Genomic DNA, 24,671 nt, shown 5'->3' with positions numbered 1-24,671 from the left:
GTGAAACATGGGTTTTTTCAAAAAACTAAAAGATAAAATTAACGATCAGACCGAACAAGTAACGAATAAATTCAAAACAGGCATGACGAAAACGCGTGATAACTTTACATCGAAAGTCAATGATTTGGTCGCTCGATATCGTACAGTAGACGAAGAGTTTTTCGAGGAGCTCGAAGAAATCTTGATCTCCGCAGATGTCGGTGTCGAAACCGTCATGGAATTGATTGAAGAGTTGGAAATGGAAGTGAAACGGAGAAATATTAAAGACACCGAACAGGTTAAGGAAGTCATATCAGAGAAGCTAGTGGAAATCTATTACGGTGATGATGAAGAATCCATCGAGGAATTGAACCTTAACGAAGATGGCCTTTCCGTTGTTCTTATTGTTGGTGTCAATGGTGTCGGTAAAACGACAACAATCGGAAAGCTTGCCTACCAATTGAAACAAGAAGGAAAAAAGGTTGTTCTCGCTGCGGGTGATACATTCCGTGCAGGTGCAATTGAACAGCTAGAAGTATGGGGAGAGCGTACAGGTGTCGATGTGATTAAGCATAGCGAAGGTGCCGACCCAGCTGCTGTCATTTATGATGGAATTCAGGCTGCCAAGTCCCGTGGGGCCGATGTGCTTCTATGTGATACGGCAGGACGTTTGCAGAACAAAGTAAACTTGATGAAAGAGCTATCCAAAGTAAAAAACGTAATCAGCAGGGAAATTGAAGGAGCACCTCATGAGACATTGCTTGTATTAGACGCAACGACAGGTCAAAATGCGATGGCTCAGGCTAAAACGTTCAAAGAAGCAACGGATGTTTCCGGAATCGTTTTAACAAAACTGGATGGAACAGCGCGAGGCGGAATTGTTCTTGCGATACGAAATGAAATGGGGCTACCGGTCAAGTTCGTCGGTCTTGGTGAACAAATGACGGACCTTCAACGTTTCAATGCCCATCAGTTTGTCTATGGATTATTTGGCGATCTCGTAGATGACGGTGTAGAAGAATAGGAGGCATTCCGTAATGCTTGAGAAAACGACACGAATCAATTATCTGTTCGATTTTTATCAACAACTACTGACTGAAAAGCAAAAAAACTACATGGACCTGTACTATTTGGAAGATTATTCACTCGGAGAAATTTCAGAGACTTATGATGTCAGTCGGCAGGCAGTTTATGATAATATTAAACGTACAGAAGTTATGCTGGAAGATTATGAAGAAAAGCTTGGACTTTATCGTAGGTTTCAAGCAAGGAATGAGTTGATCGACCAGATGAAAGCTGCTGTGGAGAATCAGAATTTCGATCAGCTGAAAAAGCTATTAAACCAGATGGAAAACATTGATTAGGGGGTCTTTTGCACATGGCATTTGAAGGCTTGGCAGACCGTCTGCAAAATACAATAAAAAAAATTACCGGTAAAGGGAAGGTTTCCGAACAAGACGTCAAAGAAATGACACGAGAAGTTCGATTAGCCTTATTGGAAGCAGACGTAAACTTTAAAGTCGTAAAAGATTTAATTAAACGCATAAAAGAACGAGCAATCGGTCAAGAAGTATTGGAAAGCCTGACACCAGGCCAGCAAGTCATTAAGGTCGTCAAAGAAGAACTTGCAGAATTGATGGGTGGCGAACAAAGTAAGATTGCAGTAGCAAATAAGCCACCGACGGTCATCATGATGGTCGGTCTGCAAGGTGCCGGTAAAACGACAACTACTGGTAAACTTGCAAATCTACTGCGGAAAAAACATAACCGAAACCCGATGTTGGTTGCAGCCGACGTTTATCGTCCGGCAGCGATCAATCAATTAGAGACATTAGGGAGTCAACTTGATCTACCTGTTTTCTCCTTAGGAACAGAAGCAAACCCGGTAGATATAGCGAATCAAGCAATCGAAAAGGCAAAAGAAGAGCATCACGATTATGTCATTATCGATACAGCTGGTCGCTTGCATATCGATGAAAATCTAATGGGAGAACTTCAAGAAATCAAACAGTCTGTCAATCCAGACGAGGTATTTTTAGTTGTTGACTCCATGACTGGGCAGGATGCGGTCAATGTCGCAGAGAGCTTTGATGAACAGCTTGATGTCACCGGAGTCGTTTTAACGAAGTTAGATGGGGATACTCGAGGTGGTGCAGCTTTATCCATTCGTGCCGTTACAGGTAAACCGATCAAGTTTGCCGGTATGGGTGAGAAACTTGATCAATTGGAAGCATTCCACCCTGAACGTATGGCCTCACGAATTCTTGGTATGGGTGACGTACTGAGCCTGATTGAAAAAGCTGAGACACAAGTAGATGAGAAGAAAGCGAAGGAAATGGAAGAGAAAATCAAGTCGATGTCATTCACCTTCGAAGACTTCCTTGAACAGATGGACCAAGTTAAAAATATGGGTCCACTCGATGAATTGATCAATATGATGCCTGGCGCAAACAAAATGAAAGGCATGAAAAACCTCCAAGTGGACGATAAGCAATTATCCCACGTTGAGGCAATCATTCAATCGATGACACAACAAGAAAGAATCGAACCTTCCGTCATTAACGCCAGCCGGAAGAAGCGGATTGCTAAAGGTTCAGGGACATCTGTCTCACAAGTGAATCGATTACTAAAACAATTTGAAGAAATGAAGAAAATGATGAAACAAATGACCAGTCCGAAGAAGGGTAAAAAGAGAGGAATGAATTTTCCTTTCATGTAATGTAAAAACCCTTTACAGACTAAAAATTCTTTGATACAATCTAAACTTGTGATAGGAAAGATTAAATGGAGGTGTAATTATGGCAGTAAAAATTCGCATGAAAAGAATGGGATCTAAAAGAAATCCTTTTTATCGATTAGTCGTCGCAGACTCTCGTTCACCTCGTGATGGACGTATTATCGAGCAGATCGGCACATATAATCCAGTTGCAGAAACACCTGAGGTTAAAATCGATGAAGAAAAAGCATTAGACTGGATGACAAAAGGCGCAAAACCAAGCGATACAGTGCGTAACTTATTTTCTAAGCAAGGCATCATGGAAAAATTTCATAATTCAAAAACAAACAAATAAGGATTTGAGATATACATGAAAGCCTTAATTGAAACGATTGTCTATCCGTTGGTTGACCATCCGGATCAAATCGAAGTGACAGTTGAAGAAACGGATGAAAAAATTCGTTATCATTTGACTGTCCATTCGGATGATGTTGGAAAAGTCATCGGCAAAAATGGTCGGATTGCAAAAGCGATTCGTACGGTTGTCTATGCAGCGGGTTCCGATACAAACAAAAGAGTCTACTTAGACATTATGTAAATGGGGAGGGGGAAATAAACCTTTCCCTTTTTTCACTTTTACGTTTTTTTAAGACACGCTTTCGAGGTGGATGTCGTGAAAATTTTAAGAAAAACGAAAATCAAGCAAGTCATCACACCGCAGAGTAAAGAAGCTCTACAACAGAAGTTTGAAAATAGAAAGTCCAAGCATCAGACTGAACTTGATCAACTTCATTTTGAAAAAAAGAAAATGCTTCATCAAAAAAGATTCCCAGCAAATCAAGTGGAAAAGCGTTTTAATCAAGAAGAGGAACGCAGAAAACGCTCGATTGAATGGTGCAAATACCAATTAGAGCAGTTGGAAATATTGCCAATCGGTAGTGAGATTGTTGAAGGTGAAGTTGAGGAGATTATTGAACTATCAGTCGGGGATTCATGGGATGATATTGCTGGTAATCGAGAAATCGTCATTAAAGACGGAATAATAGAGAAAATCAATAGGTGATTTGCATGAAAGAAAACTATTTTAATGTCGGAAAAGTCGTCAATACCCATGGTGTTAGAGGTGAAGTCCGGATTATTTCAACCACAGATTTCGACGAACGTTTCGCCCCTGGTCATACGCTATACTTTTTCAATGATCAACAAAGCGAGCCGGTCGTATTAACCGTTCATTCGCATCGGAAGCATAAACAATTCGATTTATTGACCTTTGAGGATAGGGATTCCATCAATGATGTTGAGTGGATGAAAGGTGGATATTTAAAGGTAGCTGCCGAGGATCAACATGACTTGGACGATGATGAATTTTACTACCATGAAATCATCGGTTGTGAAGTATACCTGACAGATGATACGTATATAGGCCATGTTAAAGAAATACTTTCACCAGGTGCCAATGATGTATGGGTGGTCCAGCGGCATGGTCTACGGGATGCTTTAATTCCTTATATTGAGCAAATCGTTAAACAAGTAAATGTGAAGGATAAAAAAATTATCATTGAGAATATGGAAGGACTGCTATCCGAATGAAAATCGATCTATTGACGTTGTTTCCGGAAATGTTTTCTGGCGTGATGAACTCCTCTATTCTCAAAAGAGCACATGAAGCAGGACACTTTGATTATAGCCTGGTTGACTTTAGAGATTATACAGAGAGTAAACATCGAAAAGTGGATGATTATCCATATGGTGGCGGAGCTGGAATGGTATTAAGTCCGCAACCGATCTTTGATGCTGTTGAAAGCTTAACCGAACAATCTAAGACAACACCAAGAATTTTATTGATGTGTCCTCAAGGAGAGACATTCACCCAAAAAAAGGCTGAAGAGCTAGCCAAAGAGGAACACTTAATCGTTATTTGTGGTCATTATGAAGGATATGATGAACGAATTCGCGAACATCTTGTTACCGATGAAATATCCATCGGTGACTATGTATTGACGGGTGGAGAACTTGGCGCCATGGTCGTTACAGATAGTGTTGTGAGACTCTTGCCAGGTGTGTTAGGGAATGATGAGTCTGCGAAGCAAGATTCATTTTCCACCAATCTATTGGAACATCCACATTATACACGACCGAGTGATTTTCGAGGTCACCGTGTGCCGGACGTCCTTTTGTCTGGGCACCATCAAAAAATCGAGGATTGGCGTGAATATGAATCGCTTAAGCGAACATATGAACGGCGGCCGGATTTAATTGACAAAGCAGGCTTAACGGATAAACAACAAAAGTTTTTGACACAAATAATCGACGAAAAGTAGTACGGAATTTTCATTGCATCTATTAGTGCGGTATGATATATTAATTGATGTGCTTAAGTTCGTTAAGCGTGATAACAATGTTCCGCTACTTCTTAGAAAGTAAGAGCATTTTGTTGGAAGGAGTGAGCAGAATGCAAGAAATTCTTAACCAAGTTGCTCAAGATCAGCTGCGTACAGACTTGCCTGAATTCAGAGCTGGAGACACAGTGAAAGTTCACGTAAAAGTTGTCGAAGGTAGCCGTGAGCGTATTCAGGTTTTTGAAGGTGTCGTAATTAGAAGACGTGGTGGTGGAATTAGCGAAACATTCACTGTCCGTAAGATTTCTTATGGTGTAGGTGTTGAGCGTACATTCCCTGTACATTCTCCGCGTGTTGCTAAAATCGACGTTGCTCGTAAAGGTAAAGTTCGTCGTGCGAAACTTTATTACCTACGTAACCTTCGTGGTAAAGCAGCAAGAATTAAAGAAAGACGCTAATGAAAAAATAAGAAGCTGTTCTGAGTCAAATTATTGTACTCAGAACAGCTTTTTTTATTTTGTCTTTCATTTTGTATTTATACATAAAAAAATGCTGATAATTAAAATAAGTTTGACGTTTGTTGACGAAAGATATAGACTATAGACAATTGAATAGGTAAAAACAGGTTGATTCGATTAAATTTTTTTAATCAATCATTAAAAGGGAAGCCGGTGGAAATCCGGCGCGGTCCCGCCACTGTATATTGCGAGTTTTCTAAAACATTCCACTGTCTTATGATGGGAAGGATTTAGAAAATGACGACCATAAGCCAGGAGACCTGCCTGTTTTTTGCACCATTCAACCTACGAGGATAGGGAGGTGTGGCGACGACTATGCTAATTCTGAAATACATAAATGTACCATAGTGATAGAATGCCCACTGAACATCTCTACTCGTTAGAGATGTTTTTTTATGTTCAAATAGGTTTATTTAATAGATTTTACTAACTAGGAGGGTAATTAATGCAAAGAATTTTTAGTTTTATATCACATTTAGTGATTTCGTTTGTGCTCATTATTTCTATTGGTATTAACACAGCGTCTGCTGAAAGTGTAGAAAATTTGGGTTCTACTGAAATTACAGAGAATGAAATTGAACAAGCAATAGATGCGGCTAGTAATTTTATTTTAAATAAGGGAGTCATTAGTGAATGGGAAGCTATCGGATTAGCTCAAGCCGGTAAGCAAGTTCCCAATGATTATACCGACACGTTTTTTTATGAACATTTAGAAAACCAAGTGGTTAAAGGGTTAGAAAATGGCCGTATCAAAATAACTGATATCGAGCGATTGGTAATTGCTGCTGTGGCTGTCGGAATCAACCCGTTACAAGTTGAGATTGAAGGAAAAAACCTTATTGAGCTAATTTATAACAGCCCTGAACGTCGTGGTGGGTTTGATACAATGACTTTCCAAGGGAATAACGGTCCGATATTTGCTTTAATTGCTTTAGACACGCAAAATTTTGAAGTTCCAAATGATGCTAAATGGACGAGACAAAAACTAATTAAGGAGTTATTAAATAACCAAAATGAAAATGGCAGTTGGCATTTAAATACAAATTTCGAATCGCCGAGCATTGATATAACGGCAATGGCTTTAATAGGGTTAAGTCCATATAATGACCAGGAAGAAGTCCGAAAGTCGATAGATTCCGCAGTTAACTGGCTATCAGATATTCAAACTGAGGACGGAGGTTTTGATGGCGGAAGTTTTGTAGGAGGAATTACAAGTGAAGCTGCTTCACAAGTTATTATCGGTTTATCAGCGAATGGAATTGATCCAACGAATGAAGAGTTTGTAAAAAATGAAAATAGCTTAATTTCACATCTATTATCTTATCAAAATGAAGATGGTGGATTTAAACACACTCAAGGAGAAGTTGTATCAAATGCAATGGCTACCGAACAAGCTTTCCAAGCATTGGTAGCGTATGATTACTTTTTAAAAGGAAAAAAGTCACTTTATCATTTTGGCGATAGCGAAGAAGGTAACGAAGAAGAACCTCCAAGTGAAGATGATAGTGAGGAAAAACCTCCTATAAAAGATGATGAAGAAGAATCTCCAAGTGAAGGAGATAACGAGGAAGAGACTCCACTAAAAGATAATGAGGAAGGTTCAGACGAAGACACTGATGAAGAAGAACAGTCACCGGGAGAACAAAAGGAAAATCCATCTAAGAAGGAAATTAAAATTGAAGTTAAATCAACAACGAAAGCAACTAAAATGATGGAAACCACTGTGGCTATTGAAGATGTTAAAAAAGTTAATGATAGTGTGATTGTGGTCCAACCCAAGAATGCAAAGATTCAAGAACAATTAGCGATAAATTTAGAGAAAACAGTAATTGATACATTGATCAAAGGCAAGAATGATTTAAAAATTAACAAAGAAGATGCAGCCGTACACATCCCAACGGAGATTCTAAGTCAATTAGCGAAGCAAGCAAATGGAGCACCAGTAACCATTCAAATGGAAAAATATTCAGCAGGCTACGCAGTAGGCTCTGTTTATGATTTTACGTTGATGGCGGGTGATGCTAAAGTCAGCGATTTCGGCACCAATGAAATTACGTTAACACTCCAAGTCAATCAACAAGAAGCGCAGAATCCGCAGGCTTATTATTTTAATGAACAAACGAATGAATGGGAGCATATTGATTCAGGAAAATATGATTCAAAAACTCGAACAATCTCTTTCCAAACGAATCATTTTAGCATTTATGGTGTGTTTGATGGTACAGGTCATAATCTTGAAAAGCCAACTCAGATGATTGTAAATAATCCATCAAAAGAAAATAACTCACAAGAGGATCTAACAACAAATCCAACTGAGGTAGAAGACCAAACAGACAATGCTAGAACAAATGATGAAAAGAGTCAAAGACACGTCAGTTTAAATGAAAATTATGGAAGTACTAAGCAAGATAAAGAGCAATCAGTTCGAGTTATTGCTGCTCACGAAGTATCTGAAAAAAATGAACAAGAAGAATCTGCGATAAAAAATTCGAATGAAAACGATCGTCAATCTAAAAAAGAAGAACAAAAAGAATCTTCCGCCAAGAATTCAAATGAAAATGATGAGACAGATACTTCTGTTGCCAGTCAATCAAATGAAGAATCAGAAGAAACGGATGTCCGTTCACAAGAAAGTAGCGGACAAAAGCAGACTGAGTCAGAAAATACGACGTATGGCTATTGGCTGGTATTTGCACTGTTCATTGTTATAGGTGCATTTTTCATCTTATATTACCGTAAAAAGAACCATAAATAGCACGGGTAAAAGGAAGGATACTATGCAATTTACGTATAAGCGTCTCTTCATCCCAATTTCACTTGTATTGTTGTTTTTATTGGCTGCTTGCGGATCTGCACCATTATCCAAAGAAGAAGCAAATGAGCTAAAGGAAGCTGAGGAGCAATCTGAAGTAAGAGGAGGTACATTTCATGAAAAATTGGATGATGATATCGGAACAAGTTTAAACAAATCAAGCATTGGAAAAGAAACGAATTCGGATGGTTCATCGGAAGAGAATAATGAGCCAGACCCAGACGAATCAACAGAAGTGGCAAATGAGACCGAGAGAAAAGAATCAGGTCAATCAGATTTGCCGTCCGAAGACGAAGTTGCTCATCAAGATCAACCAGATGACACAACTACTCTAGCATCAAAGGAAAAAAACAAGAGTAAATCAAATTCAACAAAAAGCAACAAAACAGACGATCAAAAATCAGAATCAAAGGAAGAGAAGGAGCAATCGAAAGAAAAATCACCATCCACTTCTCAACCTTCTAAAAATGAAGAAGAAGGTCAAGCCAATCAACCATCGGAACCATCCGAAAGCAACAAAGAGGATCAAAAGAAGGATGATCAGCCTTCAGATGAAAGTACGAAAGAGGAAGATGATAAGAAAAAGGGGCAAACGATTGTCCATTCGATTGTCATCTCAGATAGCGAGGTGCCATTACCACCTACAGAAATGGAAATTAAAGATGGATTCACCGTACTCGATGCGTTGATTAAAATAACAAAGGCACATAAGATTCAGATGGATTATCGAGGCGGTCAAGGTGCAACAGCTTATGTTGAAGGTATAGCAAACGTTTATGAATTTGACCGTGGCTCAGGAAGCGGCTGGATGTATCGAGTCAATGGAATATTTCCAGACCGAGGAGCTGGTGTAGTGCCATTACGACCAGGAGATCGAGTGGAATGGTTGTACACAACGAACTTAGGCCAGGATTTGGGGGCAGACTTAAAACCCTTCAGAAGATAGCGGAATGAAATTATGCATTTTGTAAAGCGCTATACAAAATCAGATAATACAACCACGTATTTTGAACTCAGGGAAGTTTTAGAGGAGCCCTCTTAGAATGCAAAGCGGGCTCCTTTGCCTCCCTGTAACAGGGAAGTGTTTTTTTACTGGAATGCATATCGATATTTACATAGAAAGCGTGTGATGAGAAATCGATAATGGTTTTCGCAGTTACCACCCATATGTTCAGTTTTTTTATTATATTTGTATGTTGATATTAGCAATGTATTTCAATCATCCAATCTTTCTAGTGACCATTTTATTGTTACTAATCTTCGTCAATATATCTCATGATGGTGGTAAAGACTTACGAAAATGGTTGCCTACACTGTCGATCATGAGTACTCTAATTATCCTAATCAATCCATTCCTGGTGTCACGAGGGACGACTATTCTTTTTTATTTTCGAGGAAAGCAAGTGACAGTAGAAGCCTTTATGTATGGAATAACGATGGCATTATTTATTGCGATCATTTTAGTGATCTTCATATCGTTCAATATCATATTAAACGGTAACCGATTTTTATATATTTTTTCAAAATTTCTTCCTCGTATTGCTCTAATGATCATGATGGCAATTCGGTTTGTTCCATTGATGAAAAGACGTCTCGATGAAATTGGAGATGTTCAACGTCTACGAGGAATGAGTATGACTGTTGGGAGTCTTAAAACAAGAGTCAGAAGCGGCATGCTGAGAATTCAAATCCTTTTGACGTGGTCGCTTGAGGAAGCGGTCCATGTGACGAATTCAATGAAAGCGAGAGGCTATGGAAGTGAAGGTAAAAAAAGTTCCTACACGCCTTACTATATGGAAAAACGTGATTGGTTTTGGTTGTTTGTATTAGTGAGTTTAATGGTGGTTTGCTTTTATGGGGGCAAATTAGGATATGGCCAGATGATTATTTATCCAGAACTAGGCCCATGGCGGTTTTTTCAGTTCGATTGGGTTGTTTTTTTCTGTATGCTTATTTTAACGTCCTTTCCACTCATTACTGAAGGGAGAGAAAAATTAAGATGGAAATGATCAATGTAAACGGGTTGTCTTTTCAATATCCAGAGTCAGCCAGCTATGCTTTGGATGGTGTTAATTTACGTTTAAAGCAGGGAGAGTTTGTCGTCGTTGGTGGACCAAGTGGATGTGGAAAATCGACTCTCCTTCATTTGCTGAAAAGAGAAATTGCTCCGCATGGCTCGAATTCGGGTGATATATCTTACTTCGGTAAATCCTTAGATGAATGGGAAGAGAGAGTTTTAATGGAGGAAATTGGTCTTGTCTTACAAGATCCAGAAAATCAGATCATTATGGATGACGTCATGCAAGAACTTGTTTTTGGCATGGAGAATTTAGGATATTCACCAATCGATATGCGACTACGGCTGGCGGAAATGGTCCATACCTTCAGTGTAGAACATCTTCTGAACCAAAAAACTACAACGTTATCCGGTGGGCAAAAACAACAATTGAATTTGTTGTCAGCCCTCTTATTGAAACCGAAATTGTTACTTTTAGATGAACCTACTTCTCAACTTGATCCTGTAGCTGCCAAGGATTTGTTGGTTATGCTCGAACGGTTAAGCAAGGAGCTTGGCATAACTGTTATTGTCGTCGAACATCGACTTGAGGAGCTTTTTGATAAGGCTGATCGAATTGTGTTCATGCAAGAAGGGAAGATCGCTTATGATGGGAAGAGTCGGGAAGTCATTCATCAGGTTTTTAAACAACAAGATACTTCTTTCTTACCATATATTCCTGCGATTTCACAAATGTATTTAGAAATGGAACATTCACCAACAGTTAATCAAATTCCTCTGAATGTAAATGAAGGTAAAGCATGGCTTGCTTCACTACCTGCAATGGATCAAATGATCAAAAAAGAAAACGGAAAATCAACTGAGAATCCGAAGCCAATCATTGAGTTGAAGGATGTTTACTATCAGTATGAAAAGAGTTCTTCGATGGTCTTGTCCAAGTTATCTCTTTCATTAAAAAAAGGTGATTTTTATGCGGTCATGGGAGGGAACGGTTCTGGAAAAACAACGTTGTTGAAAACTTGTCTAGGTCTGCTCAAACCTCAGCGAGGCATCGTTAAGCGATTTGGTCGCAAGTTAACAAATAAGTCAGTAAACCGGGTTCATCAAAATATTGCCTATTTATCGCAGCAACCACATACGTTCTTCATCCAAGATTCAATTGAAAAAGAAATGCTATTAATTACCGAGCAGCACGAGATTCAAGATTCTGAACAACAAATAGATTCATTGCTAAATACATTCGGAATCGAGCATCTACGGAATCGACACCCATACGATTGCTCTGGTGGTGAGATTCAGAAGGCAGCTTTAGCATGTATGTTGTTAACGAAGCCGACCATTTTATTGATGGATGAACCGACGAAAGGGTTGGATCCCATTTCGAAAATTAAACTTCAATCAATTCTTCGACGATTGCATTCTGAAGGTCTGACCATTTTGATGGTGACTCATGATATTGAATTTACGGCGAGAATTGCAACGAAATGTGCCATGATATTTGATGGGAAAATTACGGCTGAAGCACCACCCCATTCGTTTTTCAAAGGCAACTATTTTTATACAACATCAATCAATCGAGTTACACAAAATAGTCAATTTCCGGAAGTACTGACGTTAGAGGAGGCGGTGCATTCATGGCAAGAGCGCGAGCTAGCCTAATTATTGCAACCGCTACGGTTTTTATAATGCTGATCGTCATGTATGCCGTGTTTAACTACCATAATTATCTACTATTGAGCTTGGGTATAATTGGCGGGATTATGATGTTGTTTTTTATTCGTTTTGAAATCAAAACTGTGAAAACAAGGGAAATCGTCATCTTAGCATTGTTGTCAGCGATTGGCGCAGTAGCACGTGTACCCTTTGCTGGCCTTCCAAGTGTTCAACCGACTTCATTCGTAATTATAACCGTTGGATTGGTTTTTGGGGCAGAATCAGGTTTTTTGGTTGGTGCCTTGGCAGCACTCGTTTCAAATATGTTTTTAGGACAAGGCCCATGGACTCCGTGGCAAATGTTTGCTTGGGGAACGATGGGAATGAGTGCTGGATTATTAAGACAATTTGCGGGCATGGGTAATTTATGGGTTTTGAATACTTTCGGTTTTATTTGGGGTTTTATATTTGGTTGGATGATGAATCTATGGATTGTTTTCAGCAATATGCAAAACTTCACGTGGGAATTCCTTGTGGGCATTTATGTGTCCAGTTTTTATCATGATCTAGCCCATGCTATATCCAATATCGTCTTTATTAGTTTGTTTAGTATGAGTTGGATACGAATTTTAAACCGTTTTAAAAAGAAACATGGTTTACTTGAAGACCCAGCGCTCAATCAAACGATCAATCGCACATGAAAAAATAGATGAATTAACACAAAAACCCCCAGTTAGAGACGAATGAAACGAGTCATCTAACTGAGGGGTTTCGTAAATCTCAAAATTAAACTAAAGTTGCCACTGAAAAGAAGTGTGTAATCGATCCAGCTAGGACGAATAAATGCCATAAAGCATGATGGTATTTAAAACCTCTCCACACATAGAATACAGCACCGACTGTATAAAGAATTCCTCCAGCGACAAGTAACTGCATTCCACCTGTCGTCATATAAGTTGAAAGTGGACTCCATGCTAAAACGATGAGCCAACCCATCAAAATATAAAGCAAAGTAGAAACATGCAGGAATTTTTTAACGAAAAATAATTTAAAGACAGTCCCTGCAATTGCAAGACCCCAAACAATTCCGAACAGCGTCCAGCCGAGACCACCTTTTACAGCAATTAATACAAAAGGGGTGTACGTTCCGGCAATAAAGAAGTAAATGGACGAGTGATCTAAAATTTCAAAGACATTTTTAACACGTCCGGGTCTTAAACTGTGTAGCAATGTTGACGATGTGTACAGAACGATGGCTGACGCGCCAAAAATTGAAAATGTGACGACATGCCAAGCTGTTCCATTCATCGCTGCATAGACAACCAATAGGACCAGCGCGGCAGCACTGAGTAAGATGCCGATCCCATGGGTGATCGCATTGACCACTTCTTCTTTTTTCGTATAGGTGTGTGTTGCGTCCATGATGAACCATTCCTTTCTTTGCTACCCACGAATCATTTTATAAACCTGCTCAAAATCCTTTTTTGTAAAGACTTTAGGCACAGGATATAAAGGGTTTGCTTCCCGGTGGGCACGGGCAATCATTTGTGGTAAATCTTCATCCCTGATTTCTGGAAGATGATCAGGAAGTTCCATTCGCTGATTCAAGCGTTTAATTTCTTCAATAAAGCGATTCGCTTTTTCGTCGATTGGTTCAGTTTGCTCGCTTACTTTTATTAAGTCCGAAAGTTCAGCGAGTCGTTCATAAACTATTTCTCTATAATATTGTAACACATGTGGCAGGATAATCGCATTCGCTAGCCCATGAGGTGTATTGTAAAATGCTCCTAGCGTATGGGCAATCGCATGAACGTTTCCTACATAAGACCGAGTGAAAGCAAAACCCGCTAAGTACGAGGCTTCGAGCATATTCTTTCTTGCTTCAAGGTTACTGCCATCCTTATAAGCGATATATATATTTTCAAAAACTAGTTGAATTGCTTTTCTGCTGGCTTCGCGTGTTTCATTTGTCATATTTTTTCCGATATAAACTTCGATGGCATGTGTCAAAGCATCCATCCCTGTAGTGGCTGTTAAATGTGGTGGTAAATTCTTCGTTAACAGTGGATCTAATACAGCAACATCCGGTATTAAGACTGGGTCCATTAATGGATATTTCTCTTGATTAGAAGGATCTGAAATGACTGCAGCTAACGTTGCTTCACTTCCTGTTCCGGCAGTTGTTGGTACAGCTATGAGAAAGCTTTCCCTCTTTCGAATTTTCATTAAACCTCGCATGTTGGCAATTGATTGATTAGGCTTTGCCAATTTTGCCAAAACGGCTTTCGCACAATCAATTGGCGATCCACCCCCAAATGCTATTATGGCTTGGCATTGATTTTCCTTATACATCGTGTATGCTTCTTCGATATTGGTGATCGTTGGATTAGGTACCGTATCGTCATAGATAAAGGCAGCGATTTGTTTGTCTTTCATTTGTTCGAGTAAATTACTCATTAATCCTATTTTTGAGATCCCTTTATCCGTTACCACTAATAAACGATGCAAATCATTTTCAACCAGAAAAGGAACAAGTTGATTGATACTATTGTATCCAGAGAAGACTTTTGGCTCTCTCCAAGGAAGGAACTTTGAGACCGAACGCAAGGCCATTTGATATGTACGATAATATAGTTGGTACAACTCAAACACCGCTTTCTTTAGTTATATTTTGAAAAGAATAAATTATTTATCTATTATACACGAACCCTATAATTACTAATATAGTTAGGCAAACGCCCTGAAATTCCTTATAATGAAGAAAGTAAGAGTTATGAGGAGATAGGCAGGTGGAACAATGCAAATCCAATGGTATCCAGGTCATATGGCCAAGGCAAAAAGAGAAGTACAAGAGAAATTAAAACTTGTTGACTTTGTTATCGAGTTAGTCGACGCTAGAACGCCGGTTTCTTCCCAGAATCCAATGCTTCAAGAAATTTTGGGAGAAAAACAAAAACTGATTGTTCTTATGAAAAGTGATTTAGCTGATCCGCAAGTAACAGAGCAATGGGTCAATCATTTTGAAGAGGAAGGCAATATAGCACTTTCCGTTGATGTTAACCAGAAAAAAGATATTGAGAGGCTCATCCATAAAGCGAAAGAGTTAGGTCAAGGTGTGAACGATAAACGTGCCAGTAAAGGGGTACAACCGCGAGCTATCCGGGCAATGATTATCGGAATCCCGAACGTTGGTAAATCAACACTAATAAACCGGTTAGCCAATAAAAAAAGAGCTGAAGTCGGTGATAAGCCCGGTGTAACAAAAAAACAGCAATGGATTAAAATTCGTGGAAAATTTGAACTATTGGATACACCAGGTATTTTATGGCCGAAATTCGAAGAGGAAGAAGTCGGCTATAAACTAGCAACGACTGGATCAATTAAAGACACGATCCTTCACTTGGATGAGGTCGTTATTTATCTTCTCAAGTTTTTAAAAGAACACTATCCAACATTACTTGAAGAGAGGTATGGACTGGATTTAACCGAGGAAGATGTCATCACATGGTTTGATGTTATCGGTAAGAAAAGAGGGTGCCTCCAAGCGGGCGGTGTTGTCGATTATGAAAAAACGTCAGATGTAATTTTACGTGATTTTCGTTCCGGTAAGCTTGGAAGAATTACGATGGACCGACTCCACGTATAAACAAAGTAACAGACTGACCGATATAACCAACAAGAATTCAGTAGTAGGTGAAACGATGAAAGAAACAAAAGAAACCATTACAATGATTAAAGAAAAGCTATTCAGTGACCATGTATCTGAAGAATGGCTGATTCATATCAAAAATGACGAACGTGTCGGCGTGCAAAAGCTTCTTGAGCAATTTGAAAAAAAACAAATGAAAGAACAAGCGTTGAAAGAAGCTTTTTTCGAAATGATGCAATATGAAAATAAGTTGAAATCAGAAGGTGTACAGTTAATCGCTGGTATTGATGAAGTGGGACGTGGTCCAATTGCCGGTCCGGTCGTTGCGGCAGCCGTTATTTTACCTGAAGACTTTTATTTACCCGGTTTGACGGACTCCAAAAAACTAAGTGAAAAGAAACGAGAGTCTTTTTTTGAGTTGATTACGGATCAGGCGATTGCGGTAGGGCTCGGCATAGTAAGCCCGACGGAAATCGATTTGATGAATATACACCAAGCATCATTGGAAGCCATGAAGCGGGCAGTCCATGACTTACTCATTCAACCGGAACACCTGTTAATTGACGCTATGAAACTACCTGAAATTGATTATGAACAAACCTCAATCATTAAAGGTGATGCCAAAAGCATCTCAATCGCCGCAGCGAGTGTGGTGGCAAAAGTCACGAGAGATCGGATGATGAAAGACATCGCTTGTGATTATCCGGGTTACGGATTTGAAAAACATATGGGCTATGGAACGAAAGAACATTTGGAGGCGTTGAAAACACTCGGTTCAACTCCCTATCATCGGAAAAGCTTTGCCCCAGTAAACCAATTTGTCTAATGGAGGAAAAGTGATGCAACCGAAACCAATTAATCAACTTTTTCAATCCATCCGTTTGTCACGGACGGATGCTTCAAAACTGGCCGTTCGGACTGGACAAATACTACCTGCACGAGTCATTAAGTTTTTACCTGAAAACCGTGCCCTTATGCAAATGAGCGGGAAGCAAATCGTTGGCCAAATTGATACAGAACTTCATGCCAACCAAAAATATTTGATGCAAGTCATGGAAACGTCTCCCGCTGTTAAAATGAAAGTTCTATCGCAAAAACCGGTAAATGATCCGGGTGAACGTATGAACGTCATCATGCAAGCGCTCGGTTTAAAGCTGACAAAGGCTGACCAAGCATTGTTGCAAGGGTTGATGAAACAACAAATCCCACTGTCGAAGGAAGCTCTTGGACAGTTATTTGCATTGGGAAAAGAGGATGCGCTTTCAACGCGTACGACGATTCTTTCAGAAATGTTGCTTCGTAACATGCCGATGACTGAGCAAGTCTACCAGTCTTTATCCAAGCGTTTGAATCAACCGATATCGATCAATCAAGTTATTCAGCAATTGGAAAATCAAATGATGGCAAGTAAGCAACAGACAGTTAATCAAATACAACTGGCTTCCTCACTACAATTATTTCAAGGAGAGCGGTCATCCAATCAAATACTCCATACATTCATGTTTCAAGCATTAAGAGAAGTTGGAAGTGGATCGCAGACGACCTTTCAACTTTTCCAAAAAGCTGGAGTCATCCCAAGTCAAATCAGTTATGCTGAATGGTCAGCACATATTCGGGCCTGGGCAGCTTCTCAGTCGGACCGTTTTCAACCGTCTGGCAATCAAATGATGAATGGCCAACTTCATTCAGTTCCTTTTTCAATAACAGGTGAAAAAATCTCTACAAGTATTCAGCAGCTGGCGAACCAGCAATTAGGTAATTCCAGAAGAAGCCTTCAAACCGTTTTGGATATCATGCAATCAATTCAAAGCCACTCAACAATCACGAAAGAACAACATCAAAAATTAAAGAGTTTACTACAAGGATCCTTGTTGACCAATATAAAAAAGCAATTACCTATGCAGCAAACGATGTTAGACCAATTAACAAACTCTATTCAACAGAGGCCTACTGACATTGCAGGATTTTTACATACGACAAACGGAACTCAGTTGATCGAATCATTGACCCATCTACAGCAACTTCAAACGGCCGGAGAACAACGTCGTGTGCTTTTATTTTTTAGAGGTTTGACTCAGCCACCAAGCGAAAGTACAACAGCAGTCATGGCAAAACTATTAAGCTTTATGGAATTAACCCAAGTGGAAAGTGGAAAAGGAAAGTTTAATAATTTACCGAGTATTTTATCGCAACTTCAACAGGTTCAAAGTCAGTCAACTTCAACATCTATTCAAGCAGCAGCGCAACAAATTCAGCAAACGATCCAAGCGATGCATTTATCGATGGAATCGAGTCGCGACTTTATCCAGTTTAGCGCACAACTTCCAAAGGAAATGCTCGGCCTGAATGAAGATCTTTGGATGGATTTTGAAGGAAAAAAACAAACAGATGGCACAATCCATCCAGAACAATGTCGGATCATGTTTTATTTGGATCTTCCGCGTCTAAGTAATATCGTTGTTGATATGCAAGTGATGAATCGAATGGTTGACGTAACCATCTATCATCAAGACCCCAAATCCGTTTGTTCTCTCGTACATCATTACGAACAGGATTTGAAAGCTGGTTTGCAAGGGATCAATTATCAGTTCACTGGACTTCATTTAAAAAAATTACGAGAAGATTCCAATAAGCGGCCCGTCGATCCTTTTCCGTACCCGTTAAAACAAGGTGAAGGGATTGATTTTAAAGCATGAAAAAATTTATGCCAAATCGAAAGGCAGCTATTGCGCTTCGTTATGATGGAGAAGTGGAAACCGCTCCAAAAGTCATTGCGAAAGGTCAAGGTTTATTAGCAGAAGAAATCCTAGAGCGAGCAGCTACTGAAAACGTTCCCGTGCACGAGGATCCTGCTTTAATTGAGTTAATGAGTCACTTAAATATTAATGAAAAAATACCTGAAGAATTATACCAAGCCGTAGCCGAAGTATTCGCTTATATTTATCGAGTAGATCAAAAAATGACAAAAACCGTGTAATTTGGCGATTGTTCTTTTGAATGATACAATTTTTATGTATAATAAGACCAGCATGGTTTTCTTATAGCTAGAGATATTATCGATGGGAGGATGTAACATGAACATTCATGAGTATCAAGCGAAAGAAATTTTCCGCGCGTACAATGTGGCAGTTCCAAATAGTAAAGTAGCTTTTTCTGTTGATGAAGCAGTTGAAGCTGCAAAAGAATTGACTACAGATGTAAAAGTTGTTAAAGCACAAATCCACGCAGGTGGACGCGGGAAAGCCGGCGGTGTCAAGATTGCCAAAAATATGGATGAAGTGAAGCAATACGCTGAAGAAATCCTAGGCAAAACATTGGTGACACACCAAACAGGCCCTGAAGGTAAAGAAGTTAAACGTTTATTGATCGAAGAAGGATGCGACATCAAGAATGAATACTATCTAGGTGTTGTCCTTGACCGTGCTACTTCCAGTGTCGTTATGATGGGATCGGAAGAAGGCGGAACGGAAATTGAAGAAGTGGCAGCTGAAACGCCAGAGAAAATTTTCAAAGAGGTTGTTGACCCAGTTGTCGGTCTTAGCCCTTATCAAGCAAGAAGACTTGCTTTCAATATGAACATTCCGAAAGAATACGTCGGTAAGGCTGTTAAGTTTATGATGAGCCTTTATAAAGTATTTGTCGAAAAAGATTGTTCAATTGCAGAAATCAACCCACTGGTAACTACTGGTGACGGCGAAGTTATTGCGCTTGATGCGAAATTGAACTTTGATGACAACGCATTATTCCGTCAGAAGGATATTCAAGAGCTACGTGATTTGGATGAAGAAGATGAAAAAGAAATCGAAGCTTCCAAATATGACTTGAGCTATGTAGCACTAGATGGAAACATTGGTTGTATGGTAAACGGTGCCGGTCTTGCGATGTCTACAATGGACATTATCAAGCACTATGGCGGCGAACCGGCTAACTTCCTTGATGTTGGGGGAGGCGCAACAACCGAGAAAGTAACTGAAGCATTCAAAATTATTTTATCTGACCAAAATGTAAAAGGAATTTTTGTCAATATCTTCGGTGGAATCATGAAGTGTGATGTCATCGCTGAAGGTGTTGTTGAAGCAACCAAACAAGTTGGTTTAGAAATGCCACTTGTCGTTCGTTTGGAAGGTACAAACGTCGATCAAGGGAAGAAAATTTTGGATGAATCCGGTTTGAATATTACTTCAGCAGAATCAATGGCTGATGGTGCAAATAAAATTGTATCTCTAGTCAAATAAGAAAGGACGGTCGAACATGAGCGTATATGTAAATAAAGATACAAAAGTTATTGTTCAAGGGATCACAGGCTCAACAGCCCTTTTTCATACGAAACAAATGCTTGAATATGGAACGAAAATTGTCGGCGGTACTTCACCAGGTAAAGGTGGACAAGAAGTAGAAGGCGTACCTGTTTTCAATACAGTCGAAGAGGCTGTGAAAGAGACAGGAGCGAATGCTTCCGTCATTTATGTACCAGCTCCATTCGCTGCGGATGCAATTCTTGAAGCTGTAGATGCTGAATTGGATTTGGTCATTTGTATTACTGAACATATTCCTGTTTTGGATATGGTTAAAGTTAAACGTGCGATGGAAGGCTCTAAAACACGTCTTGTCGGACCAAACTGCCCAGGTGTGATCACGCCAGATGAATCTAAAATCGGTATCATGCCAGGTTATATCCACAAAAAAGGCCACATCGGCGTCGTATCTCGTTCTGGTACATTGACTTATGAAGCCGTTCATCAGCTATCAACGGAAGGTTATGGTCAATCTACAGCTGTTGGTATCGGTGGGGACCCAGTTAACGGAACAGACTTCATCGATGTACTACAAGCATTCAACGAAGACCCAGATACAGAGGCAGTAGTCATGATTGGTGAAATCGGCGGTACAGCTGAAGAAGAAGCTGCTGAATGGATAAAAGCGAATATGACGAAACCAGTCGTTGGATTCATCGGTGGTGCAACAGCTCCTCCAGGAAAACGTATGGGTCACGCTGGTGCAATCATCTCAGGTGGTAAAGGTACAGCAGATGAGAAAAAACGCATTATGAAAGAAAGCGGCATTGCTGTAGCTGAAACACCAGCAGATATTGGCGAAACAATGATTAAAGTTCTTGAAGAAAAAGGACTTGCCGAAAAATGTAAAACCGTTAAGTAACTTATAGTTTGAGTCCAGATGAATCGTCTGGGCTCAACTATTATTCTACGAGATAATCCTCTAAGCCCCTCACATTTAATGATCCAAGTTTTATAGACATCTATTAGACGTTTACCTTCCTGTAAAAAAATAGTATCTTTCCTCAAAGGAGACATCGTTCGATGCAAATAAATCCCTCGTTTGAATTGTTTCATTTGTTATCTCACCCAAAAATAACCCGAAAAAAAGCACAAAATTACTTACTGACAGATTCTTCACTAGAACGATTGCATTCACTCCATTGGCAAGATCTCAGTCAATCACTTCATTTGAATATCCCTATTGCTAAATCAGTCTATGAACACCTCAGAAATCGCCATTATCGACAATTATCCGCCCGGCAATATAACATATTACAACCGATAACCATCTACGATGCTGATTATCCACAAACTCTAGCATCCATTCCAGATCCCCCATTAATCCTCTATGCACGTGGCAACCGTAAACTTCTCCAAGGAAATCATCTGAGTGTAATCGGTTCCCGGAAACCTTCTCCCACTGCCAAAAATAAAATAAATGTATTACTTCCTCCACTCATCGAACAATCTGTTACGATTGTCAGTGGTTTAGCTTATGGGATCGATGGAATGAGCCACCAACTGACACTCGATAAAAAAGGAAAAACCATTGCTGTTTTGGCTTTTGGATTCAATCATATTTACCCGAAAAGACATACCTCATTGTACCGTTCGATTGAGAGAAATGGGCTATTATTAACCGAATATCCCCCGGATGTGAAACCAGAACGTTGGCGGTTTCCTGAGAGAAATCGTATTATTAGCGGACTTAGCCAGGCGACATTGATTATTGAAGCTACCGAGCGCAGTGGAACAATGATTACGGCAGACCAGGCACTTGAGCAAGGAAAGGATGTTTTTGTTGTTCCTGATTCAATTTTCTTGCCAGAAGCAAAAGGTTGCCTTAAGCTTTTGCAGGAGGGAGCCATCCCAATCACACAACCACAAGACCTGTTGGATTGGTGGAAAAAATCAGTTCCGAATTCATTAAAATAACCAAAAAATGAAAAGTCGGTTTGACAAACAGGTAGAAAGTATTTAATAATGAATGAGATTTATCATCAAGGAAAATTAGATTACACATAAAATATAAAATACAATCAATTGTTCAAGTTGCCCTGTTGGTCGATGGGCGCTGAATAAATGGGCTAGACGCCCCACGTAGGCAGTCTAAAAGAATGAAATTTAAATCAAAGGCTCTGTTAAAGTTTGGTGGAGTTGATAATAAAGAGATTGTGCATAGTTGTTGTATGGTGAAGAGCGAAGGTGGCGACTCCTGCGGGAACAGCACGAGCTGAAGATCCACTTGGGAAGTGTTTTTCTTCCCAAGTTAGCTGAAGCCGTGCCCGCGGAAAGCGTTCACCGTAAGCGAATCACCATAACAACAACGAACTTTAACAGAGCGAAATCAAAAAATAGAAAACCTCGCAGGAGGACTGAATATATGTCGGATTACTTAGTAATCGTCGAATCACCGGCGAAAGCAAAAACCATTGAACGTTATTTAGGAAAAAAATATAAAGTAAAAGCATCTATGGGTCACGTCATTGATTTGCCAAAAAGTCAAACGGGTGTCGATGTCGATAATGATTTTGAACCACGATATATTACGATTCGAGGTAAAGGACCCATTCTGAATGATCTGAAGAAATCAGCCAAGAAGGCGAAGAAAGTTTATCTTGCTGCCGACCCCGATCGTGAAGGGGAAGCAATCGCATGGCATTTGGCCAATAGCTTAGGGATTGAAGAAGATGCAGCCTGTCGTGTAGTATTTAACGAAATCACGAAAGATGCCGTCAAGGACTCATTTAAAGAGCCACGGGCCATTAACATGGACCTTGTTAATGCACAGCAGGCAAGACGCGTGCTCGATCGACTTGTCGGATACAATATCAGTCCATTACTTTGGAAAAAGATCAAGAAGGGATTGAGCGCAGGACGTGTTCAGTCCGTTGCCGTCAAACTGATTATCGATCGAGAAAACGAGATCAATAATTTCACACCCGAAGAATATTGGTCAATTGAAACTGAATTTACCCATAACGGCGAAACATTTAAAGCAAAGTTTTATGGAGTAGATGGAAAAAAGAAGGAGCTTAAATCGAGAGAAGATGTCGATCAAATACTAAAGCAATTGAACGGAAAAGATTTCACAGTCGATCAAGTGAACAAACGGGAGCGTAGAAGAAACCCGTCCTCACCATTCACCACATCATCATTACAGCAGGAAGCATTCCGAAAACTGAATTTCCGAGCAAAGAAAACGATGATGATCGCTCAACAATTGTACGAAGGAATCGATCTAGGTGGCCGAGAAGGAACGACTGGACTAATCACCTATATGCGTACAGATTCGACACGGATTTCGGATACGGCAAAACAAGAAGCAGCTACTTTAATTCAAAATAAATATGGAGAAAATTATCTCGGCAAATCTCGTGCAAAGAAATCCCAACAGAAAACACAAGATGCACACGAAGCGATCCGGCCGACAGTTGTCTCCAAAGAACCTTTATCCATCAAAGCTAAATTATCAAATGACCAATACAAACTATATAAGCTGATATGGGAGCGTTTTGTAGCTAGTCAAATGGCTCCAGCAGTTTTAGATACTGTAACGGCACATTTGTTGAATAACAAAGTTGAGTTTCGTGCTTCAGGCTCTCAAGTGAAGTTTAAGGGCTTTATGAAAGTATATGTCGAAGGTACGGACGATCAGAAAAAAGACGAGCAAAAGTTGCTACCCGAATTAGAAGAAGGAACCAAGTCAACAGCGAGTCAAATCGAACCTGAACAACACTTTACACAGCCGCCTCCAAGATACACTGAAGCAAGACTCGTGAAGACTATGGAGGAAAAAGGCATTGGGCGACCATCAACTTATGCACCTACCTTGGATACAATTCAGCGCCGTGGTTATGTTAAATTGGAAAATAAGCGATTTATACCAACAGAGCTTGGTGGAATCATCAATGATTTATTGCAAGAGTATTTTCCAGAAATCGTTGACATCGAATTTACGGTGAACATGGAAAATGATTTGGATGATATTGAAGATGGTGACAAAAAATGGCGCCGTGTAATCGGTCAATTTTATGAAGGTTTTGAGAAACGCTTAGAGAAAGCTGAAGAGGAAATCGAAAAGGTTGAGATCAAAGATGAGCCTGCAGGAATCACGTGTGAAAAATGCGGTCACGAAATGGTTTATAAGATGGGCCGTTATGGAAAATTCTTAGCTTGCTCAAACTTTCCGGAATGTCGGAACACAAAACCGATTCTTAAAGAAATCGGAGTGACATGTCCAAAGTGTGAAAAAGGCCAAGTCGTGGAACGAAAAAGTAAGAAAAGAAGAACTTTTTATGGCTGTGATCAATTCCCTGATTGCGACTTTGTATCATGGGATAAACCAATTGATCGCCCTTGCCCAAGGTGTGAATCATTATTGGTTGAAAAGAAACAGAAAAAAGGTACGCAGGTAACTTGTACAAATTGTGATTACAAAGAAAGTGTACAATAATTACCTCAAACTGTTCCTTCTCTGGGAGACCAGTGTAGGAACAGTTTGTTTTTTGGTTAAAAATACCTATTTTAAAAAATAAGTCGGTTTTGTGATTAAATTTTATCTAAATTGTGAAAAGTGTATAGTGAGGATTTAATTAAATTGACACACAATTCACATTCCTATAGAATTGCTCAGTGGTAAGAAGTTTCCCTTTACATCATAAAAGCCTTGAAAAGTCATTTAGTAAGCTTTTAATAATTAAGACAATGG

24 protein-coding genes and 1 riboswitch are annotated in these 24,671 nt (G+C 39.6%); of the genes, 22 read left to right on the top strand and 2 right to left on the bottom strand.

From position 1 onward, the window contains the following. Window positions 1–7: 7 nt before the first annotated feature. The 14 genes from ftsY (at window position 8) to FPQ10_RS02010 (ending at window position 12,735) form a co-directional block, all read left to right on the top strand. Entirely contained in the window at window positions 8–1,003 is a 996-nt protein-coding gene (ftsY, locus tag FPQ10_RS02075) for a signal recognition particle-docking protein FtsY (RefSeq protein ID WP_144159487.1), read from the top strand. Between the two features lie 13 nt (window positions 1,004–1,016). Continuing rightward, window positions 1,017–1,343, top strand: coding sequence for a putative DNA-binding protein (locus FPQ10_RS02070; RefSeq protein WP_144159484.1), 327 nt, complete (start codon window positions 1,017–1,019; stop codon window positions 1,341–1,343). A gap of 14 nt (window positions 1,344–1,357) precedes the next feature. After that, window positions 1,358–2,698 (top strand): signal recognition particle protein, encoded by a 1,341-nt coding sequence (gene ffh, locus FPQ10_RS02065; protein ID WP_144159481.1) that lies wholly within the window; start codon window positions 1,358–1,360, stop codon window positions 2,696–2,698. Window positions 2,699–2,777: 79 nt separating this feature from the next. Further along, a complete protein-coding gene (gene rpsP, locus FPQ10_RS02060; protein WP_144087708.1) occupies window positions 2,778–3,050 on the top strand; it encodes a 30S ribosomal protein S16 in 273 nt (90 codons plus the stop codon). Window positions 3,051–3,065: 15 nt separating this feature from the next. After that, on the top strand, window positions 3,066–3,293 hold the full coding sequence (locus tag FPQ10_RS02055) for a KH domain-containing protein (protein WP_144159478.1): 228 nt from the start codon (window positions 3,066–3,068) through the stop codon (window positions 3,291–3,293). Between the two features lie 75 nt (window positions 3,294–3,368). Beyond that, a complete protein-coding gene (locus FPQ10_RS02050) occupies window positions 3,369–3,758 on the top strand; it encodes a YlqD family protein (protein ID WP_186278503.1) in 390 nt (129 codons plus the stop codon). Window positions 3,759–3,763: 5 nt separating this feature from the next. Then, window positions 3,764–4,285 (top strand): ribosome maturation factor RimM, encoded by a 522-nt coding sequence (gene rimM / locus FPQ10_RS02045; protein WP_144159472.1) that lies wholly within the window; start codon window positions 3,764–3,766, stop codon window positions 4,283–4,285. Then, entirely contained in the window at window positions 4,282–5,016 is a 735-nt protein-coding gene (gene trmD / locus FPQ10_RS02040) for a tRNA (guanosine(37)-N1)-methyltransferase TrmD (protein WP_144159469.1), read from the top strand. Before rimM ends, trmD begins: the two co-directional genes overlap by 4 nt. Window positions 5,017–5,147: 131 nt before the next feature. Further along, window positions 5,148–5,492, top strand: a complete 345-nt coding sequence (rplS, locus tag FPQ10_RS02035; RefSeq protein ID WP_144087713.1) for a 50S ribosomal protein L19 — start codon at window positions 5,148–5,150, stop codon at window positions 5,490–5,492. Window positions 5,493–5,640: 148 nt separating this feature from the next. Further along, window positions 5,641–5,834, top strand: a riboswitch (cobalamin riboswitch). Between the two features lie 163 nt (window positions 5,835–5,997). After that, the gene (locus tag FPQ10_RS02030; protein WP_144159466.1) at window positions 5,998–8,307 is read left to right on the top strand and encodes a prenyltransferase/squalene oxidase repeat-containing protein; all 2,310 of its coding nucleotides are present in this window, start codon (window positions 5,998–6,000) and stop codon (window positions 8,305–8,307) included. A gap of 22 nt (window positions 8,308–8,329) precedes the next feature. Next, on the top strand, window positions 8,330–9,310 hold the full coding sequence (locus FPQ10_RS02025; RefSeq protein WP_144159463.1) for a DUF4430 domain-containing protein: 981 nt from the start codon (window positions 8,330–8,332) through the stop codon (window positions 9,308–9,310). 190 nt (window positions 9,311–9,500) lie between these two features. Continuing rightward, the gene (locus FPQ10_RS02020; RefSeq protein ID WP_370512019.1) at window positions 9,501–10,373 is read left to right on the top strand and encodes an energy-coupling factor transporter transmembrane component T; all 873 of its coding nucleotides are present in this window, start codon (window positions 9,501–9,503) and stop codon (window positions 10,371–10,373) included. Next, window positions 10,364–12,040 carry an ABC transporter ATP-binding protein gene (locus FPQ10_RS02015; protein ID WP_144159457.1) on the top strand — a complete coding sequence of 559 codons (1,677 nt, stop codon included), beginning with the start codon at window positions 10,364–10,366 and terminating at the stop codon, window positions 12,038–12,040. The genes FPQ10_RS02020 and FPQ10_RS02015 overlap by 10 nt, the downstream gene beginning before the upstream one ends. Further along, a complete protein-coding gene (locus FPQ10_RS02010) occupies window positions 12,016–12,735 on the top strand; it encodes an ECF transporter S component (RefSeq protein ID WP_144159454.1) in 720 nt (239 codons plus the stop codon). Before FPQ10_RS02015 ends, FPQ10_RS02010 begins: the two co-directional genes overlap by 25 nt. Window positions 12,736–12,820: 85 nt before the next feature. On the opposite strand, the gene trhA is transcribed toward FPQ10_RS02010, so the two are convergent. Further along, on the bottom strand, window positions 12,821–13,456 hold the full coding sequence (gene trhA, locus FPQ10_RS02005; protein ID WP_144159451.1) for a PAQR family membrane homeostasis protein TrhA: 636 nt from the start codon (window positions 13,454–13,456) through the stop codon (window positions 12,821–12,823). 21 nt (window positions 13,457–13,477) lie between these two features. Then, window positions 13,478–14,677 carry an iron-containing alcohol dehydrogenase gene (locus FPQ10_RS02000; RefSeq protein WP_186278501.1) on the bottom strand — a complete coding sequence of 400 codons (1,200 nt, stop codon included), beginning with the start codon at window positions 14,675–14,677 and terminating at the stop codon, window positions 13,478–13,480. A gap of 154 nt (window positions 14,678–14,831) precedes the next feature. Here FPQ10_RS02000 and ylqF point away from each other — a divergent pair, with 154 nt between their 5' ends. From ylqF to topA, 8 genes are all read left to right on the top strand, one after another. Beyond that, complete coding sequence (ylqF, locus tag FPQ10_RS01995; RefSeq protein ID WP_144159448.1) at window positions 14,832–15,680, top strand: ribosome biogenesis GTPase YlqF; 849 nt, start codon at window positions 14,832–14,834, stop codon at window positions 15,678–15,680. A gap of 82 nt (window positions 15,681–15,762) precedes the next feature. Then, a complete protein-coding gene (locus tag FPQ10_RS01990) occupies window positions 15,763–16,509 on the top strand; it encodes a ribonuclease HII (protein ID WP_144160159.1) in 747 nt (248 codons plus the stop codon). A 13-nt stretch (window positions 16,510–16,522) separates the two neighbouring features. Further along, window positions 16,523–18,379, top strand: coding sequence for a hypothetical protein (locus FPQ10_RS01985; RefSeq protein WP_144159445.1), 1,857 nt, complete (start codon window positions 16,523–16,525; stop codon window positions 18,377–18,379). A gap of 8 nt (window positions 18,380–18,387) precedes the next feature. Beyond that, window positions 18,388–18,660, top strand: coding sequence for an EscU/YscU/HrcU family type III secretion system export apparatus switch protein (locus FPQ10_RS01980; protein WP_255439623.1), 273 nt, complete (start codon window positions 18,388–18,390; stop codon window positions 18,658–18,660). Window positions 18,661–18,757: 97 nt separating this feature from the next. After that, window positions 18,758–19,918, top strand: a complete 1,161-nt coding sequence (sucC, locus tag FPQ10_RS01975; protein WP_144159439.1) for an ADP-forming succinate--CoA ligase subunit beta — start codon at window positions 18,758–18,760, stop codon at window positions 19,916–19,918. 16 nt (window positions 19,919–19,934) lie between these two features. Continuing rightward, window positions 19,935–20,840, top strand: coding sequence for a succinate--CoA ligase subunit alpha (gene sucD / locus FPQ10_RS01970; protein WP_144159436.1), 906 nt, complete (start codon window positions 19,935–19,937; stop codon window positions 20,838–20,840). A gap of 161 nt (window positions 20,841–21,001) precedes the next feature. Continuing rightward, a complete protein-coding gene (dprA, locus tag FPQ10_RS01965) occupies window positions 21,002–21,895 on the top strand; it encodes a DNA-processing protein DprA (protein ID WP_144159433.1) in 894 nt (297 codons plus the stop codon). Between the two features lie 448 nt (window positions 21,896–22,343). Beyond that, a complete protein-coding gene (gene topA / locus FPQ10_RS01960) occupies window positions 22,344–24,416 on the top strand; it encodes a type I DNA topoisomerase (protein ID WP_144159429.1) in 2,073 nt (690 codons plus the stop codon). Window positions 24,417–24,671 lie beyond the last annotated feature (255 nt).

Source organism: Allobacillus sp. SKP2-8 (genome assembly GCF_007559355.1).
GTDB lineage: Bacteria > Bacillota > Bacilli > Bacillales > Alkalibacillaceae > Allobacillus > Allobacillus halotolerans.
The sequence above is the reverse complement of the archived record's forward strand: the minus strand, read 5'-3'. Positions and strand labels throughout refer to the sequence as shown.

Bases quoted from the DNA above. Each gene is read 5' to 3' on its own strand.
- FPQ10_RS02030 (WP_144159466.1), top strand. From the start codon at position 5,998: ATGCAAAGAATTTTTAGTTTTATATCACATTTAGTGATTTCGTTTGTG.
- trmD (WP_144159469.1), top strand. From the start codon at position 4,282: ATGAAAATCGATCTATTGACGTTGTTTCCGGAAATGTTTTCTGGCGTG.
- FPQ10_RS02025 (WP_144159463.1), top strand. From the start codon at position 8,330: ATGCAATTTACGTATAAGCGTCTCTTCATCCCAATTTCACTTGTATTG.
- FPQ10_RS02055 (WP_144159478.1), top strand. From the start codon at position 3,066: ATGAAAGCCTTAATTGAAACGATTGTCTATCCGTTGGTTGACCATCCG.
- FPQ10_RS02015 (WP_144159457.1), top strand. From the start codon at position 10,364: ATGGAAATGATCAATGTAAACGGGTTGTCTTTTCAATATCCAGAGTCA.
- ylqF (WP_144159448.1), top strand. From the start codon at position 14,832: ATGCAAATCCAATGGTATCCAGGTCATATGGCCAAGGCAAAAAGAGAA.
- FPQ10_RS01985 (WP_144159445.1), top strand. From the start codon at position 16,523: ATGCAACCGAAACCAATTAATCAACTTTTTCAATCCATCCGTTTGTCA.
- dprA (WP_144159433.1), top strand. From the start codon at position 21,002: ATGCAAATAAATCCCTCGTTTGAATTGTTTCATTTGTTATCTCACCCA.
- rplS (WP_144087713.1), top strand. From the start codon at position 5,148: ATGCAAGAAATTCTTAACCAAGTTGCTCAAGATCAGCTGCGTACAGAC.
- ftsY (WP_144159487.1), top strand. From the start codon at position 8: ATGGGTTTTTTCAAAAAACTAAAAGATAAAATTAACGATCAGACCGAA.
- trhA (WP_144159451.1), bottom strand. From the start codon at position 13,456: ATGGACGCAACACACACCTATACGAAAAAAGAAGAAGTGGTCAATGCG.
- FPQ10_RS01980 (WP_255439623.1), top strand. From the start codon at position 18,388: ATGCCAAATCGAAAGGCAGCTATTGCGCTTCGTTATGATGGAGAAGTG.
- ffh (WP_144159481.1), top strand. From the start codon at position 1,358: ATGGCATTTGAAGGCTTGGCAGACCGTCTGCAAAATACAATAAAAAAA.
- sucC (WP_144159439.1), top strand. From the start codon at position 18,758: ATGAACATTCATGAGTATCAAGCGAAAGAAATTTTCCGCGCGTACAAT.
- topA (WP_144159429.1), top strand. From the start codon at position 22,344: ATGTCGGATTACTTAGTAATCGTCGAATCACCGGCGAAAGCAAAAACC.
- FPQ10_RS02070 (WP_144159484.1), top strand. From the start codon at position 1,017: ATGCTTGAGAAAACGACACGAATCAATTATCTGTTCGATTTTTATCAA.
- FPQ10_RS02010 (WP_144159454.1), top strand. From the start codon at position 12,016: ATGGCAAGAGCGCGAGCTAGCCTAATTATTGCAACCGCTACGGTTTTT.
- FPQ10_RS01990 (WP_144160159.1), top strand. From the start codon at position 15,763: ATGATTAAAGAAAAGCTATTCAGTGACCATGTATCTGAAGAATGGCTG.
- rpsP (WP_144087708.1), top strand. From the start codon at position 2,778: ATGGCAGTAAAAATTCGCATGAAAAGAATGGGATCTAAAAGAAATCCT.
- rimM (WP_144159472.1), top strand. From the start codon at position 3,764: ATGAAAGAAAACTATTTTAATGTCGGAAAAGTCGTCAATACCCATGGT.
- sucD (WP_144159436.1), top strand. From the start codon at position 19,935: ATGAGCGTATATGTAAATAAAGATACAAAAGTTATTGTTCAAGGGATC.